General features: G+C 70.6%; 17 protein-coding genes, 1 tRNA gene and 1 pseudogene. 10 read left to right on the forward strand and 9 right to left on the reverse strand.

Annotated features, from left to right (window positions below):
* Nucleotides 1-118: 118 nt before the first annotated feature.
* Together ACZ63F_RS38455 and ACZ63F_RS38460 are read left to right on the forward strand one after the other, a co-directional pair.
* Entirely contained in the window at nt 119-463 is a 345-nt protein-coding gene (locus ACZ63F_RS38455; protein ID WP_469718308.1) for a MerR family transcriptional regulator, read from the forward strand.
* A 313-nt stretch (nt 464-776) separates the two neighbouring features.
* Complete coding sequence (locus ACZ63F_RS38460; RefSeq protein ID WP_469718310.1) at nt 777-1,592, forward strand: SAM-dependent methyltransferase; 816 nt, start codon at nt 777-779, stop codon at nt 1,590-1,592.
* 146 nt (nt 1,593-1,738) lie between these two features.
* Here the strand turns inward: ACZ63F_RS38460 and ACZ63F_RS38465 are convergent.
* Nucleotides 1,739-1,816 (reverse strand) — tRNA-Met (locus ACZ63F_RS38465).
* Nucleotides 1,817-2,240: 424 nt separating this feature from the next.
* Between ACZ63F_RS38465 and ACZ63F_RS38470 the strand changes: the two genes are divergently transcribed.
* Nucleotides 2,241-2,411, forward strand: a complete 171-nt coding sequence (locus ACZ63F_RS38470) for a hydrophobic protein (protein WP_093498613.1) — start codon at nt 2,241-2,243, stop codon at nt 2,409-2,411.
* A 432-nt stretch (nt 2,412-2,843) separates the two neighbouring features.
* Here ACZ63F_RS38470 and ACZ63F_RS38475 read toward each other — a convergent pair whose 3' ends face one another.
* Complete coding sequence (locus ACZ63F_RS38475) at nt 2,844-3,476, reverse strand: type III effector protein (protein WP_469718311.1); 633 nt, start codon at nt 3,474-3,476, stop codon at nt 2,844-2,846.
* A 127-nt stretch (nt 3,477-3,603) separates the two neighbouring features.
* On the opposite strand from ACZ63F_RS38475, the gene ACZ63F_RS38480 reads away from it, so the two are divergent.
* The 3 genes from ACZ63F_RS38480 (at nt 3,604) to ACZ63F_RS38490 (ending at nt 5,469) form a co-directional block, all read left to right on the forward strand.
* Complete coding sequence (locus tag ACZ63F_RS38480; RefSeq protein ID WP_469718313.1) at nt 3,604-4,041, forward strand: Hsp20/alpha crystallin family protein; 438 nt, start codon at nt 3,604-3,606, stop codon at nt 4,039-4,041.
* A 484-nt stretch (nt 4,042-4,525) separates the two neighbouring features.
* Nucleotides 4,526-4,960 carry a DUF2267 domain-containing protein gene (locus ACZ63F_RS38485; protein ID WP_469718314.1) on the forward strand — a complete coding sequence of 145 codons (435 nt, stop codon included), beginning with the start codon at nt 4,526-4,528 and terminating at the stop codon, nt 4,958-4,960.
* A gap of 167 nt (nt 4,961-5,127) precedes the next feature.
* Nucleotides 5,128-5,469 (forward strand): ANTAR domain-containing protein, encoded by a 342-nt coding sequence (locus ACZ63F_RS38490; protein WP_469718315.1) that lies wholly within the window; start codon nt 5,128-5,130, stop codon nt 5,467-5,469.
* Between the two features lie 31 nt (nt 5,470-5,500).
* On the opposite strand, the gene ACZ63F_RS38495 is transcribed toward ACZ63F_RS38490, so the two are convergent.
* Nucleotides 5,501-5,686, reverse strand: coding sequence for a hypothetical protein (locus tag ACZ63F_RS38495; RefSeq protein WP_469718316.1), 186 nt, complete (start codon nt 5,684-5,686; stop codon nt 5,501-5,503).
* Nucleotides 5,687-5,709: 23 nt separating this feature from the next.
* The gene (locus tag ACZ63F_RS38500) at nt 5,710-6,987 is read right to left on the reverse strand and encodes an MFS transporter (RefSeq protein WP_469718317.1); all 1,278 of its coding nucleotides are present in this window, start codon (nt 6,985-6,987) and stop codon (nt 5,710-5,712) included.
* Nucleotides 6,988-7,468: 481 nt separating this feature from the next.
* On the opposite strand from ACZ63F_RS38500, the gene ACZ63F_RS38505 reads away from it, so the two are divergent.
* On the forward strand, nt 7,469-8,311 hold the full coding sequence (locus ACZ63F_RS38505; protein ID WP_469718318.1) for an RNA polymerase sigma factor SigF: 843 nt from the start codon (nt 7,469-7,471) through the stop codon (nt 8,309-8,311).
* 4 nt (nt 8,312-8,315) lie between these two features.
* On the opposite strand, the gene ACZ63F_RS38510 is transcribed toward ACZ63F_RS38505, so the two are convergent.
* Nucleotides 8,316-8,750 (reverse strand): STAS domain-containing protein, encoded by a 435-nt coding sequence (locus ACZ63F_RS38510; RefSeq protein ID WP_469718319.1) that lies wholly within the window; start codon nt 8,748-8,750, stop codon nt 8,316-8,318.
* A 209-nt stretch (nt 8,751-8,959) separates the two neighbouring features.
* Between ACZ63F_RS38510 and ACZ63F_RS38515 the strand changes: the two genes are divergently transcribed.
* Nucleotides 8,960-9,373, forward strand: a complete 414-nt coding sequence (locus tag ACZ63F_RS38515) for an ATP-binding protein (RefSeq protein WP_469718320.1) — start codon at nt 8,960-8,962, stop codon at nt 9,371-9,373.
* A gap of 148 nt (nt 9,374-9,521) precedes the next feature.
* Here the strand turns inward: ACZ63F_RS38515 and ACZ63F_RS38520 are convergent, their stop codons facing one another.
* From ACZ63F_RS38520 to ACZ63F_RS38530, 3 genes are all read right to left on the reverse strand, one after another.
* Nucleotides 9,522-9,800: a GlsB/YeaQ/YmgE family stress response membrane protein gene (locus ACZ63F_RS38520; protein WP_469718322.1), complete on the reverse strand. Its 279-nt coding sequence runs from the start codon at nt 9,798-9,800 to the stop codon at nt 9,522-9,524.
* 136 nt (nt 9,801-9,936) lie between these two features.
* Nucleotides 9,937-10,953, reverse strand: coding sequence for an SDR family NAD(P)-dependent oxidoreductase (locus ACZ63F_RS38525; protein WP_469718323.1), 1,017 nt, complete (start codon nt 10,951-10,953; stop codon nt 9,937-9,939).
* A gap of 384 nt (nt 10,954-11,337) precedes the next feature.
* Nucleotides 11,338-11,928: a TetR/AcrR family transcriptional regulator gene (locus ACZ63F_RS38530; protein WP_469718324.1), complete on the reverse strand. Its 591-nt coding sequence runs from the start codon at nt 11,926-11,928 to the stop codon at nt 11,338-11,340.
* A gap of 230 nt (nt 11,929-12,158) precedes the next feature.
* On the opposite strand from ACZ63F_RS38530, the pseudogene ACZ63F_RS38535 reads away from it, so the two are divergent.
* Nucleotides 12,159-13,099: pseudogene (locus ACZ63F_RS38535) on the forward strand (alpha/beta fold hydrolase).
* Between the two features lie 409 nt (nt 13,100-13,508).
* Nucleotides 13,509-14,852 (forward strand): PP2C family protein-serine/threonine phosphatase, encoded by a 1,344-nt coding sequence (locus tag ACZ63F_RS38540; protein WP_469718326.1) that lies wholly within the window; start codon nt 13,509-13,511, stop codon nt 14,850-14,852.
* Between the two features lie 115 nt (nt 14,853-14,967).
* Here ACZ63F_RS38540 and dps read toward each other — a convergent pair whose 3' ends face one another.
* Nucleotides 14,968-15,531 carry a DNA starvation/stationary phase protection protein Dps gene (gene dps, locus ACZ63F_RS38545; protein WP_469718327.1) on the reverse strand — a complete coding sequence of 188 codons (564 nt, stop codon included), beginning with the start codon at nt 15,529-15,531 and terminating at the stop codon, nt 14,968-14,970.
* Nucleotides 15,532-15,681: the final 150 nt, after the last annotated feature.

Consider the following 15,681-nt stretch of genomic DNA (forward strand, 5'->3'; position numbering starts at 1 on the left):
GATCACGCACAGCGTACGCCACGCCCCGTATGCGGTCCCGCGCTGGCCCGCCCCCCCCCCCCCCCCCCCCCCCCCCCCCCCCCCCCCCCCCCCGACGCATCCCCGAAAGAAGAGGTCTATGCCCTCTCGCAGTACCCGGCCCGCCGACTCCCTCGACGACGACGACTATCCCGCCTACACCATGGGCCGGGCCGCCGAGATGCTCGGCACCACCCCAGCCTTCCTCCGCGCCCTCGGCGAACACCGCCTGATCACCCCCTTGCGTTCCGAAGGCGGCCACCGCCGCTACTCCCGCTACCAGCTGCGCATCGCCGCCCGCGCCCGCGAACTCGTCGACCAGGGCACCGCCATAGAGGCCGCGTGCCGCATCGTCATCCTCGAAGACCAGCTCGAAGAAGCTCAGCGCATCAACGAGCAACTGCGCGCCCAAGGCGGCCAGGCGCAGTCGGAAACCCCGGCCTGACAAGGACGCCGGGAGCGGCCCCGACGCCGACCGACCAGCACCGCACCAAGGACCCCGACACGCCGGCCGGGGTCCTTGGCCGTTCACGTGAGCTGCCCCGTCGCATCCGCTTCGGTGGTGCCGGGGCTGGTCGACGCGAGTGGCGACAGCCGCAAGCGGAGGCCCGTCGACCCGGGTTTTCTCCGTCCCACCTGTTCCGGGACGAGATGGCGGCGCTGTGCGGCAGAATGACGCCCACCGATGCGCCGTAGCGCAGCCGTGACCGCAAGTGCCGTGTTTCACGCGGTCCTTGGGCGTGTGAGGAGAGGAAGACGTGAGCGAGAACCAGAGCGCCACCGCCGCAGTGCAGCGACTCGACACCGGGACGGCGCACAACGCTCGCGTGTGGAACTACTGGCAGGGCGGCAAGGACAACTACGAGGTCGACCAGCAGGTAGGCGATCACGTTGCCGGAATGATCCCCGTCATCCGCGACATCGCGCGCGCCGACCGGGCGTTCCTCGGCCGCGCCGTGCGCTGTCTGGCACAGGAGCACGGCATCCGTCAGTTCCTCGACGTCGGCACCGGCCTGCCGGCGTTGGAGAACACCCACGAGATCGCCCAGCGGATCGCCCCCGAGTCGCGGATCGTGTACGTCGACAACGACCCCATCGTGCTCGCGCACGCCCGCGCCCTGCTGGCCAGTGCTCCGGAAGGCGCCACCGACTACATCGACGCCGACGTGCACGACCCGGACACCATTCTGCGCATCGCCGGACGGACACTCGACTTCACCAAACCCACCGCACTCATGCTGCTCGGCATCCTCAACTTCGTCCTTGACGGTGACGAGGCGCGGGCCATCGCACGTCGGCTCGTGGAGGCGCTGTCCCCCGGCAGCTTCCTCGTACTGACCCATCCCACCACGGAGCCCGAACTCGGCGGCGACCTGCAGCTCGAGGCGATGGAGTTCTGGAACACCAACGCCAAACCGCCGGTCACCGCCCGCAGCAGCGAGGAGGTCGGCCAGTACTTCGACGGGCTCACGCTCCTGGAGCCCGGGCTTGTGTCCTGCTCGCGCTGGCGGCCGGAGCCCGGCGAAGAGCCCACGGTCGTACCCCAGTTGGGAGCCGTGGCGTTGAAGCCGTGATCTCTCGCTTCACCTTGGCGCTGGTCAGCCCCGGCGGCGTCGGGGTGCGAAGGCACCCGGATACGTCTGGCGACGACGTACGACCTGGAGCCTGCTGCCGGACGACTCCGGCCCCCGGCGACGAAATGTCGCCGGGGGCCGGATGTTGGTAGCGGGGGCGGGATTTGAACCACGCGACCTCTGGGTTATGAGCCCAGCGAGCTACCGAGCTGCTCCACCCCGCGTCGGTGTCTCCACCGTACGGCATCCGTGCGGCGCCGACAGGGATTTATGCCGCTCGGGTCCACGAACCGCACCCGTGGGTGGGTTCGTGGACCCCGGCGACCTACCACTCCACCTGATGTCCTGTCAGGCCCGCGGGCTCTCGGTGTCTGCCTGACGAGCGACCCGAGCAGAGCCCCAAGACGGGGAGTACACCGCCGGCAGGGTCGCCGACGTGCGGCGCAGTGATCGGTGCAGTGGTTCAGGCGAGGTCGCGTGTCAGTGCTCCTCAGGGCGATGCCCTCGACGATGTACAGGGCCTGGCCCAGGCCGCAGACGCAACCGGTAAAGGCCATGTGATGCCCCGAGTTCCCCTCCATAAACAAGGCAACATCCACGAATGAACGGATGACCGCAGGGCAATCGGGGCGCAGGAGGTTGATAATTATGGTTCCCCTGCTTCTGGTCCTGCTTCTGGCGCTCATTCTGTTCGGTGCGGGCTTCGCCCTGAAGGTCCTCTGGTGGGTCGCGGTGGTCGTCCTGGTGGTGTGGCTCCTCGGGTTCGTCATGCGGTCCACCACCACAGGGGGCGGCCGGGGTCGCTGGTACCGATGGTGACCTGAGCGCCCCAGCACGTCGCCGAAGGACCCGTCCGGACGCCCGGACGGGTCCTTCGCGTTCCTCGCGCGTGTCGCGGACGGAGTGGCGGCGCTTCCAACAGGCAAGAAAATGCTTCACGAGTCACGCCGGGATATCGGGGTAGGGGCGCCGTGCCGGGGACAGGAGGCGCCAGCGCGTGGGAACCCGCGCAACCTCCCGACGCGTCCCGTCCCCGGTCCCCGGGAGCACACGGTGGCGCCCCGTGTCTGCCGCCTTCGCGCCCTGGCGGACGAACTACGGATTCGTCCCGCGCTGGGCCGCAACCGGGGGACACCGGCGTCATCCGTGACCGGCTTCGCCGCCTGGCCCGCCTGGCCCGCCTGGCCCGCCTCGCCCGTCAGGCCCGCCTGGCCGGCGGAAAGCGGTCCGCGGAGGGCAGCGGTCACCGGCTCAGGGAGGTGTGAGGGTGTCGAGTTGGGCTGCGAGGTCGGGGTGGGCGCCGGCCAGGTGGGGGCGCGTGTCGCCGAGGGGGCGGATGAGCTCGGCGGGGTCGTCCTGGGCGAGGGCCGCGTGGAGCCTGTCGAGCGGGAGGCGAGCCGCGTCCGGCAGGTCGGTGAGGGCGGTGATCTGGCCGGCGATGCGGCGCAGGTCGGCTGCGTTGCGGCGGGCCCAGGTGGCGGTGGTGCGTTCGGCGGCGCGGCGTTCGCGGGTGGCCTGGACACGCTGTTCGCCGGTGGTTCCGGCCGGGCCGGGACGGCCGCGCAGGTAGCGGCGTTCGGCGGCCTGGCGGCTGGCGACGCCGAGGGGATGGGCGAGGTCGGCCCAGCTGGCCCCGGCGTCGCGGGCGGTCTCGATCAGGCCGGTCTCCCATCCGGCGAGCCGCTCGCGTACCTGCCGCAGCAGAAGGAGGGAGGCGAGGGCCTGGTCCGTGCCGACCTCGGGAGTGCCGGGAGGGTGGACGTCCTCGTGCTGGGCGGTACTCAGGGCTTGGTCTATGGCTTCCAGAGCCGCCGCGGCGGCGAGGAACGACGCCGGGCTGTGCGCGTCGGCGCTGGGCGAAGCCGGCTGGTCGGCCGGGGTCATGGGCACCTCCCTCGGGTTGTCGTCCTTCGGACGACGCCATGTTTGTCATCCATTGGATGACATGATACAACGGTTTCCGTGAGGCGCATTGGCAGTCACTGCCCGAACCTTCTGGAGGTGTTTTCCGATGTTGATGCGCACTGACCCCTTCCGTGAGCTCGACCGGCTGGCGCAGCAGCTGATGGGCCCCGGCACCTGGTCGCGGCCGTCCCCGATGCCGATGGACGCCTACCGCGAGGGTGACCAGTACGTGGTGGCCTTCGACGTCCCCGGCGTCAGCGCGGACGCGATCGACATCGACGTCGAACGAAACATGCTGACCGTCAAGGCCGAGCGCCGGCCGGTGGCGAAGGCCGACGACGTGCAGATGGAACTGTCGGAGCGGCCGCTGGGTGTCTTCTCCCGCCAGCTGGTGCTGGCCGACACACTGGACACCGAGCACATCCAGGCCGACTACGAGGCCGGCGTGCTCACCCTGCGCATCCCGATCGCCGAGCGTGCCAAGCCTCGCAAGATCGCCATCGGCGTCGGCTCCGGGTCCGACCGCAAGGAGATCTCCGGCTGAACCGGACCGGCGAGGGCTCGGAAGCGGCGGAGGACGGGTAGCTGTTCGCCTGACGTGCCCGTCCTCCGCGTCCTCCTGGGACCGAGGGAGACCGGCATCCTGCGTAACGGTGCGACGGGATGCGTCTCTCGGCGGCGTGACGGAACGCGGCGAGTACGGCACCGTGCACGAGGCCGAACGCACGGCCCGTGTGGTCCTCACCCTGCCGGGCGCGCACCTGGCCGGCGAGGTGTGCGCCGTACGCACCCAGTCGGCGGCGCCTCTGCCGAACGGCCACCGAGCAGACCGCCGCCCACGACGTCAGCGCCGTCCTCGCCGCGGTCGCCGACGCCGCCGGCGACGACCTGCCGAACCAGATCCCGCTCCGGCCCCCTCCAGCTGCGACCTGCTCTTCGGCCGCCCCAGGCCCCACAGACCACCCACCCACCGGTGACCGCACGCCGGCCACCACGACCCCGGTGACAGAAAGGCAACCACCGCAGTGATGTCCGACCGACCCGCACCGTTCCCGCAGCCCCACGACAGGGCGTACGAGCAGATGCTGGAGAAGGTCCGCTACGACGGCGCCTACCCCACCCGCGAGAAGGCCGAGGAAGCCGTCCGCCTGGTTCTCGCGGGACTGGGACGCCAGTTGACCGGCGACGAACGCGTCGAACTGGCCGCCCGACTGCCCTTCGAGGCCGCACGCATCCTCACCGCCCAGATCCCTGACCCCCAGCCGCTCACCGGCTGGGCGTTCGTCAAGGACCTCGCCACTCGTGCCGGCGCCTCGCAGGCCACGACCCGCTGGGACACCGGATCCGTCTTCGCCGCCGTCGCTGCCTGTGCAGGCCCCGACCTGCTCACCCGCATCCTGCGCCAACTCCCCTCCGGCTACGCGCTGTTGTTCGGACGCGCCGAACTCACCCCCGCCGCGTAATCAGCGGCGAGCGTGCTCGGGGCGGACAGCGACGACCACCGTTGCCGTCCGCCCCACGCCCCGGCTCGCGCTCCCGGCCGACCGCAGGAACGACGTGACGTATCAAGCCAGAGAGAACGCGCTGACCAGCTGCATCAGACCCCGGGTCGGCCTGCCAGGAGAGGAACATGACGGAGCGCGACCAGGAGGACCTCGCACCGTTCGACGCCGACGTCCCCGGGCCGGAAGAGCTCGCTCGGAAGATCGGTCAGTTGCAGCGGGAGATCGGCCAGCTTCAGGAAGCCGTGGTCTCGCATGCGGTGATCGACCAGGCCATCGGCGTGGTCATCTCCCTTGGCGGCCTTCACCCCGACCAGGGTTTCGGCGTGTTGCGGACGGTCTCGCAGAAGACGAACATCAAACTCCGGGAGGTCGCGGAGCAGATCGTCGCCTGGCCCGCCGGCCAGGAGCTGTCCGGGGACGTCCGGCAGGCGCTGGAGACCGCTCTGTCCGAGGCGGGGTCCGCCTGAGCACGTACACGGGCAAGTCCGTTCGCCGGTGTTACGGGGACAGGCCCGGCCAGGTACGGAGGGCCGGGGCGGGCCGCGCCGGCCTGTTTCCGTAGCAGAGGACTCCGTCTGTCGGGGTGCGCTTCGCCGAGCCGTCGGTCATGACCTGGGCGGCGACGTCGGCGACCGACGGCATGCCCGCGAGCAGCTTTCCGCGAGGCAGCGGGCGAGGGCGCATGGGCCGACGGCGCGGGCGACCGGTCAGGGAGCCCTGCGGTCCGAAGCGTGCGGGAGGGCCCGGGCCGGGTCGGTTTCCGGATCTGCCGACGCCGGACGCTGGCCGGCCAGGAGGGCGAGGCCCAGAACCGCGGCGACGACCTGGCAGGCGGCGGTTCCCAGCAGCAGAGCGGCAGCCCCCAGCCCGTTGAGGGCACCTGCCGCGGCCGCACCGGCGGCCGCGAACGTGCTCTTGAGCCCGGCGCCCAGGGTGAAGATCTGGGTGCGCACGGCCGCCGGAGCGTACCGTTCGCGGCTGGCCAGCAACGCGCTGAACAGCGGGCCGGTACAGAAGCCGGCCAGGGCGAACAGGACGGCCGCCGGGACGGCGTGCCGGGTCAGGGGCACCATGGCCAGCGGAACACCGGTGATCAGCAGCCCCCAGAGCACGACCTGCTCCGGGTGCCTCTGGCCCACCGGCCGGTACGCGTAGCTCAGGGAACCGGCCAGGGCGCCGGCGGCGAACGCGGTCATCAGTCCGCCGGTCGCCCAGGACGCGTGGTACTCGGCGGCCAGCAGCACGGTCACGACGGGCAGTGCTCCGACGCCCATCTGACCGACACCGCTGGCCCAGGTGACCGACCTCAGTCGGTGATTGCGTGCCAACTCGACAGCCCCTTGCAGCAGTTCGGTCGGCTTCAGCGGCCCCTCCGGTTTCCGGCCGCCGGCCCGCGGGCGCAGCGGGAGCGAGAACAGCAGCATTCCGCCCGTCATCGCTCCGGCGCCCAGGGCGGCGAGGGCGGTGCCCGAGCCGACCGCAGTGCCCAGGGCCGCCGCCACGGCGGGACCGCAGATGCCCGCCAGGTTGTAGGAGACGGCGTCCGCGCTGAACGCCCTGGTCAGCTGCTCTTTGCTGAGCAATTCGCCCAGCAGGCTGGTGAGTCCGCCGGTGAGCAGGGGGGCGACGCAGCCGGCGGCCACGGCCGGCAGCAGGGCTACAAGGTCGTCGGCCCTGCCCACCAGCACGGCGAGGGCGGCGAGCGCGGCGCCGTAGAGCGTCACGGCACCGCCGTGGAAGAGCCGGCGCCGCCGTACCGAGTCCGCCAGAGCGCCGGCCACGGGCGCGGCGGCCACGTGCGGAATCATCAGGGCCGCCACCAGCGCGCCGCCGAGCGCGGGGCTGCCGGCACGCTGGGTGGCCAGCAGGACGAGCGCGACCCGTGCGCCCTCGTCCGCGGTGCGGGCGAGGACGGCCGCCGTCAGGTACACGGGGAGGACCGGCCCTGCGCCCGCCCGGCGCGCGGTGTTCGTCGTGTCCGTCATGGGCTCCACACCCGGGCGAGTTCCCGGGCCCGCTGTCCAGGCACACGCTGATTCCGGCCTCCGGACGGTCGGAGAGCGTGGGGGTGGCGAGGTGCAGCAACTCGCGGAGGCCGCCACGGGCCGCGCCGAGTCCCGCCGCAGGGCGTGCGGCGCGCACGACCTGGCTTCGCTCAACTACCGGCCCCGGCAGGTCTGTTGGGAAGGTGAACCTGGCGATGTCCACGGCGCCGTCTCGGCCCTGCAGGAGCGGGCACAGTGCGCTACAGCTTCTGTCGCCGCGCCCGGGACCGGCACCGGCACCGGCACCGTGCCGCCCTGGCTGAACTCAGCTCATGGCGAAGGGCCGTGGCCGCGAAGCGGCTCGGTCCGCTGGTTCGCTCAGGCAGCAGGAGTGAACGCGAGTTGGCGGGGTACGCGCTCGGTCGGCGGGCCGTTCCGGCAGGCCGGCAGTGGTTTTATCGATCGTGGGAGGAGAGTCGGCATGGCACTCAGCACGCTGGCAACACAGACGCGGACGGCCGAGTTGCCGGAGGTGGCCGATCCTTCCCGGATGGCACCCAAGGACGCTCGCGAGCTGTCGAAGCTGTTCTTCCGACAGTTGGCCGTCCTGGAGGAGGGCACGCCGGAGTACAGCTACGCCCGCAACACGCTCATCGAGATGAACATGTCCCTGGTCCGCTACGCGGCCGGCCGGTTCCGTAGCCGGGGGCCGGAGGAGATGGAGGACATCGTCCAGGTGGGCATGATCGGCCTGATCAAGGCGATCGACCGGTTCGAGCTGTCCAGGGAGGCGGAGTTCACCTCCTTCGCCATCCCCTACATCGTCGGCGAGATCAAGCGCTTCTTCCGCGACACGACCTGGGCCGTGCACGTGCCGCGTCGGCTCCAGGAAGCCCGCGTCCAGCTCGCCCAGGCCACGGAGGAGTTGCGTACCCGGCTCGACCGTGACCCGACAGTCAGGGAACTGGCGGAGCTGATGAGCCTGTCCGAAGAGGAGGTCGTCGAGGCCCGCCTGGCCGCCAACGGTTACAACTCCTCCTCCCTGGACGCCGCGATCAACGGCAGCGAGGACGGCGAGAGCGCCCTGCAGGACTTCATAGGTACCGAGGACGCGGCGCTGGAACTGGTGGAGGACTTCCACGCCCTCGCCCCCATGATTGCCGAACTCGACGAGCGTGACCGCAAGCTCCTTCACATGCGGTTCGTGGAGGAGCTCACCCAGGCCCAGATCGGCGAGCGCCTGGGTGTGTCGCAGATGCACGTCTCCCGGCTGCTGTCCCGATGCCTGGCCCGGCTGCGTGAGGGCATGCTCACGACCAGCTGACTCTCTACGAGGTGCCGTTCTGATGCCCGCCGCGGTCGTGGCGGGCATCAGCCACGTCCGGTTCGTCAGGTTCGTCCGGCTGTCGGGGGTGGGCGTCCAGGGCGTCGTGAAGAGTCGGGTGGCAGGGGATGACCTCGGTGAGGCCGACGATGCCGAAAATCTCGGCGACGGTGGGGCTCGGGGCCGCGAGTCGCAGTTGGCCGCCACGGCGCTGTGCGGCGTGATGAGCGGCGATGAGGGCGTTGACGCCGCTGGAGTCCATGAAGCTGACGCCGCTGAGATCCACCACCGTGACCGGAGCGGCAGCGCCATCGGCGGTCAGGGCATCCAGGAGCCGGGGAGCGCTGTCGAGGTCGATCTCGCCGCAGGCGGTGAGGACCCTGACGCGACCGGTATGGCTGCAGGTGATCGAAAGGCGCCAGTTGTCGTTGTCCGTCACAGCCCCTCAGCATGTGTCGGTGCCGCCCTGCAGCACTTCCTCGACGAGGATCTGCTCACGCATGGTACTGGTAGTACCCCCGGACGGCCCTGCCACAGGTACACGTTGTGCCCGCGGGACAGGCTCCCGGGAGGACGGCGTACGCGACTGAGGCGGGAGTGGCAGGACGGATGGGCGGGGACCCGGAGTGCGAGTGTTGCCAGGGACCGATGTCAGCGGGGGTCGAGGAGACCATCGCACTGTCGGGAGAGCTTTCCTGCATCGCCGAGGCCCGTCACCGAACTGCCGTCTTTCTCACCCAGGTCGCAGCCGCCGGCTGTGGTTCGACGGTGTCGGAGCGCATCATGGATCTGGCTCAGCTCGTGGTCAGCGAGTTGGTCACCAACGCCTGCAAGTACGCGCCCGGCCCCATTCTGTTGCGGCTGCGCCGGGCGGAAGCGGCGGTGGAGGTGGAGGTGTGGGACAGCCATCCAGAAACTCCGGTGGCCGAACAGGCGGACCCGTACCGGGTGGGCCGGCACGGCCTCGAGATCGTGAAGGCAGTTGCGGCCGAACTCACTGTTCTGCCTGAGGCGGCCGGCAAACGGGTCACCGCCCGGATCGATCTCCGCCCGTCGGCCTGACGACTGCTTGACGGGTACGTGAACCCGCACTCGGCGGGCAGCCTTCGCGATCACCTCGCCGTCCCTGGTGCGCCGTACATGCTGACGGCTCCCGTCCGGCGAACCGGGGAGGGAGCCGTCAGCGGCGTGGGCATGTACCTTCGGCGGTTCAGGCGTGGCGGTGCGAGTGCCGGTTGCCGGTGAAGAGGCGGTACAGGACGAGCAGTATCAGGGAACCGACGATCGCGGCGATCCAGGTGGAGAGGTCGAAGAACCCGTCGATGGAGTCGACGCCGAAGATCACCTTGCCGAGCCAGCCGCCGAGCAGACCGCCGACGATGCCGATGAGCATGGTGACGATGATGCCGCCGGGGTCCTTGCCCGGCATCAAGGCCTTGGCGATGGCGCCGGCGAGCAGGCCGATGATGATCCACGCGATGATTCCCATGGTGCGTCTCCGCTTCCTCGGACAAGGGCTGGGTCAGCTCATCGTGTGCTCCGATCGGACTCGAACAAACGTCTCGTCCGGGTCACGGCGCCGCCGGTTCCTGAGGGGGAAGGGTGGCGCCGGAGTTCTCGGTGGATCAGTGCCGGTGTCCTTCAACGGCGGTGTGGCGGCGTTCGTTGTAGGCGCGGGCGGCGCGGTCGTTCAGCGCGCTGCCCACGGAGCGCAGGCGTTCCCCGAGTGTGCGGGGGGCTGCCGGTTCGACGTCGATGCCGGGACGCAGTTCCGGTTCGTCTTCCGCGGTCGGCAGCAGCGCGGCCGTCGCGTGGCTGAGCCGTGCGGTGAGCGCCGGGGCGAGGCCGTGGGCCTTGTCGGCGACGCGGGCGGCGGGGGTGAGCACGAGGCGCAGACGGCGCCGCTGGATGGCCGTGACGATGCGGCCGGCCGCCCGCTGTGCGTCCATCGACAGCAGCGGGGTGCCGGCGAGAGCGGAGAACCAGGCGAACTCGCGTCGTCGGTCACCGCCGAACACGGCGTGCAGATGCGAGCCGGTGCGCATCAGTCCCGGATGTACGGCGGTGACGGACACGCCGTCGCGCGCCGCCTCCGCGTACAGTCCTTCGGCCAGGGCTCCCACGGCGGCTTTGGCGCATGAGTACGGCAGCAGGTGCGGCACGGCGAGCAGACCGCCCACCGAGCCGATCAGGGCAAGCCTTCCGCCGGCCCGGCTCTCGCGCAGGTAGGGCAGTGCTTCGAGACTGGTGTTGAGCGCGCCGTGGAAGATCGTGCCCATCGCGTCGTCGAATCCGGCCGCGCCGACGGTCTCGGCGGGCGCGACCTGGATGATGCCGGCGTTGGCGACGACCACGTCCACGCTCCCGCAGTCCGCCGCCGTCCGGTGGAAAAGACCGGCGAGGGCCTCTCTCTCCCGCACGTCGGCCACGTCGGTGCGGACGGAGCCCTGCGGATGCCGCTGCCGGAGCAGCCCGTCGGCCCGCTCCAGTTCGGCGGCGTCCCGCGCGACAAGCGTGACCTGGCAGCCGCGGTCCATCAACGCGTCGGCGATGAGCAGGCCCAGACCTCGGGAGCCGCCGGTGACCACGGCGGACAGGCCGTGAAGGGATTCGGACGTCCGGGATGTCAGTGGTGTCGGCATGGAAGTGCCTCCCTGTCCTCACAGGGCGCTGCTCGCACGCCCATGCGATGTTCCGTTCCTGCGAATCCTGCGAATCCTGCGCACGGCGAGCCTCCTGACCTGGCCCGCTTCGGGTGGCTCGCAGCCGGGTTCCCGGCCTGCACGATCACGGCGGCTCGTCTTGTCTCGGCCCGGCACGTCCGCCGGTCTGTGCCCCTCCCTTCTTCCTCTGCTGCGAGTGTCCGCTCGGTATGACGGAAAACACGGGGTCCGGCCGCCGCCGGTGGCGTCGCCGGACTGCACGGCGGCCGGCCCCGTACCCGGCCGGACCGGGTCCTGGGCGGACGAACGGATGCAGCCGCACGCCATGGAGTGCGGGATCGATCGGCTCCGGCCCTTGCTCCCCTAAACGGTTGCGCGCAGCGCTTGCGAGAGCGCGCCGACGGTCACGCCCACGATGGCCCGCAACTGCGCCGGACTCGCCCCGGCCCTGCTCATGACGGCGAGAGACTGGTTCACGGCGGCCGTGTGGTCGGCGAAGGCATCGGCGTCCCGGTCGGTCAATCGCCCGGCCTTCAGCGCGGTGCGCAGGCGCAGCCGCTGGAGGCCGAGCGCTTCCTTGGCGTGCGCCGCGACGGCCGGGCTCAGCACCGGAATCGCCATGGCCGACTGGGCGATCAGGCATCCGTCGGGTAGTTCGGGATCGGCGATGCGCTCGAGGGTGACGTCGAAGAACGCACGAACAGCCGCCAGGGGTTCCGAGGCCGCACACGACAGGGCGGCGTCGTACTTGGCGCCGTAACGCGTGGCGTAGCGATCCAGACAGCGCAGGAAGAGCGTGTCCTTGTCGCCGAGCGAGGAGTAGATGGAGCTGCGGTTCAGGCCGGTTGCCCGGGACAGGTCGTCCACCGAGGTGTCGGCGTAGCCGGCGCGCCAGAACTGGATCATCGCGGCGTCGAGTGCCGCGTCCATGTCGAACTGCTTCTTGCCTGCCACGGGGCACTTCCTTGCCGGTGTGTCGATGTCCAGGGGCTGTGCTGCACACCATTCTATCTTGAACTGAATAGTTCAAGATGTGCTAGGTTCGCAGGCCTGATCACGACTGCCTCGGCCGCCGCGGTCCTGCGCCCGCGCCACAACCCGCGTCCTCATCGCCATCGCCATCGTGGGCCTGGCCCTGGTGCGCGACACCGAACCGGTAAACACGTCACCCATGGAGGATTCTCGTGACTGATCCTGCGACCACCATTCGGCAGGTCTCCGAAGCCAACCCCGTTCGCGGCCTGCCCCTGCACGGCCTGGACGCGTTCACTCACCGCTGGGTCGACGCGGACGGCATCCGCCTCCACGCCGTCGAAGGCGGCCGGCCGGCAGGCCCGGCTGTCGTCCTGCTCGCCGGGTTCCCGCAGACCTGGCAGGCCTGGCGAAAGGTCATGCCCGGTCTCGCCGACCGGTTCCGCGTCATCGCGATCGACCTGCCGGGTCAGGGCCACTCCGAGCGCCCGGAGCGCAGCTACGACACCCACACGGTCGCGGCCCTCGTCCATGCCGCCGTCGAGGCGCTCGGGGTGTCGGCCTACTGGCTGGCCGCCCACGACATCGGCGCCTGGGTCGCCTTCTCACTCGCCCTCAACCACGAGAGCCGGCTGCGTGGGGTCGCCCTGCTCGACGCCGGAATCCCCGGTATCACCCTCCCGGAAACGATCCCCACCGACCCGGCCCGGGCGTGGAAGACCTGGCATTTCGCGTTCCACCTCGTGCCCGACCTGCCCGAGACCCTGCTGGCCGGCCGCGAACGCGAGACTATGTCGGCTGGTTCCTGAAAACGAAGGCCCTGGCTCCTGACGTGTTCGACGACACCGACCTCGACCACTACGCAGCGGCCCTCGCCGCCGACGGCGGCCTCCGCGCCTGCCTCGCCTACTACCGGGACGCCGCCGAGTCGGCGCGCAGGAACCACCAGGCGCTGAACCGGCAGCGCCTCACCGTGCCCGTCCTCGGGATCTCCAGCAGCCACGGCTCCATCCCGGACATGGCAGCGTCCATGCGCCCATGGGCCGACAACGTCACCGCAGTGGTTGTGCCCGACGCCGGTCACTACATCCCCGACGAGCAACCCGAAGCCGTCGCTGCCGCTCTCCTCGGCTTCATCGCCGACGGAGACTGACGCCGCTCAGGCCCGCAGGGACTGAGGCACAGCCGGCGCACTTCGAACGCCACTGGTCGAGCCGGTCCTTCAGAAGCGAAAGCCGGCCGCACTCTCCGCGCTCTACGATCATGCCTCCCGCGTGGCGGGCCACGGCTGCGTGACGCGGTATGCACGTGAACGCCTGTGCTACAAATGTCGCTGCGGCCTTTTGCGGCCGCTAATCGGTCGGTTGTTGGGCAGACAGCAGCTCACCAGGTAGTTCTCATATCGTCACGCACCGACCGCAGCACATCGCCCGGCATCGCAGGGAGCCGGGCGTTCGCCGTCACCCGCCCGGGAACGTTGTCCGCTCACAGCGGGTGAGCGTGCCGGCGGGCCCTGACTGCCCCGTTCTGCGCCGCGTTGCACGGCCCGACAAGGAGCGGTCATGACCGATGCCATAGCCGACCCGGTGCGGCCGATCCCGTCGCAGGGGGCCGGCCGGGTCCTGTCGGAGCTGGAACGGCTGGCCCTGCTCGCCGACACCACAGCCCAGCTCATCTCCAACAACGACGTGGACGAGGCGCTGCACCGGGTGGTCGCCCTGGTGCTGCCTCGTCTGGCGGACTGGGCCGTCATCGACCTGATCACGGACAGTGATGACGTGTCGCGGTATCTGGTAGTCCATGCCGATACCGAAGGTCTCACCGTGCGTCCGGACCTGCAGGGACCGATGCCTCCGGTCTCCGACGCTTCCCCCATGCCTCTGTCCCGAGCCCTGCGAGGAGTGGCCTCCAACCTCGCCGGCCCGCAGACCTACGAAGGCGAACCGGACAGCGGTATCGCCGTCGAGCAGCGCAAGCTGTTCCAGGCGACGGGGATCAAGACCGCGGTGATCGCCCCGATCCGGGGGCCGTGGGAGGTGCTGGGCGCGATCACGCTCGGCCGCTCCGACGACGGTGTGGCCTTCACCACGCACGACCTGGCCCTGCTGGAGGACATCGCCCGGCGCATCGGCCTGGCGCTGGAGAACGCGCGCCACTACCAGCGCCAGCGCCAGGTCGCCGAGACCATGCAGCGTTATCTGCTGCCCCAGCTGCCGCATCTGCCGGGCGTCGGCATGACCGCCCGCTATCTCTCCGCCCCGGATGCCTCCTACGTCGGTGGCGACTGGTACGACGCGTTCCACCTTCCCGGCGGTGACACCGCACTCGTCATCGGTGACGTGGTCGGTCACGACCTCGAAGCGGCGGCGGGCATGGCGCAGCTGCGCAACATGATCCGCGCGTTCACCTGGTCGCAGGACCGGCCGACGCACGGCATCGTCGAGCACCTCAACGAAGCCATGATGCAGATCACGGACGTCCGCATGGCGACCGTCATCCTGGCCCGGCTGGCGGTCGACGCGGCCGGCGCCTGGCAGCTGCGGTGGAGCAGCGCCGGTCACCCGCCGCCGCTGCTCGTCGGTCGTGGCGGCCTGACGCGCTACCTCACCGAGGCCAACGGTCTCCTCCTCGGCATGCCGTCGCCCCGGCCACGTTCCGAGGCCCGCGTCACTCTCCCCGCGGCTTCGACACTCGTCTTCTACACGGACGGCCTGATCGAATCCCGCAGACAGCCACTGGACGAGGGGATGGAGAACCTGCGCCGGCACGCCGCCTCCCTGGCCCACCGCGACCTGGACTCCTTCGCCGACCAGCTGCTCCACCGCGCCCGGCCCCACGACAACGACGACGACGTCGCCCTGCTGGCCATCCGCCTCCCCGGTGCCGGCGGCGGCCGAACCTCCTGAACCCAGCCCCAAGGGCGGTTCACGCGTGGTCGGCGCGTCCGCGTGACGTCGGCGGCCGATCAGGTCCGGGAACTGCGCCGCGCCGGCACTTCCCCGCCTGCCGATGTGCGTCCGCTCAGTCGAGCTCGGCAGCCTTGGCCGCGGCCTCCTCCTCGGTCCGGGCCCGTCCGGTGGCGAGGGTGCCGCCCGCGCTCTCCAGGTGGGCCCGCACGAACCACTGGAACTGTTCCAGGTCGCGCAGCTGCTCGATCAGCAAATCCTCGGTGGCGGTGTCGATGTCGCCCGCTTCCTTGATCGCGGCGCGGACGGCCTCGATCACTCCGGTGTAGACGAGGTCGAGCGCGCCGAGATGGGCGATCGCGTCGGCGCGGCCGATGGAGTAGTCGTCCCAGGTGCGCTCGTCGACCAGGGCTCCTGGTGTCCCCTGCGCGACGCCACCGAGCGCGGCAATGCGTTCCGCCACGTCGTCGGCCATGTCCCGGACCCGGTCCACCTGCGGGTCGATCATCTCGTGCACGGCGATGAAGTGCGGCCCGACCACGTTCCAGTGCACGTGCTTGAGCGTCAGGTGCAGATCGTTGAGAGCGTGCAGGCGGAGCCGGAGCAGTCCGATCAGCCGGCCTGCCGCCTCGCGCTCGATGCCGGGCACCGTGTACTTCGGGGTCAGATCCTGCGCCATGGTTCACCTCGGTTCTCGGTGGAGTATGGGGGGCTTGCCCCAGCACGGCTTCCCTGGTCCGCCCAGTTCAGACATGTGTCGGTGTCGGCGTCCGCGGCGGCGTCGGCGGCGGTTTCGCGGGCAGAGGGGCAGAGGGGTAGTGGCGCGTGG

It is taken from the genome of Streptomyces sp. NPDC104761 (assembly GCF_055583445.1).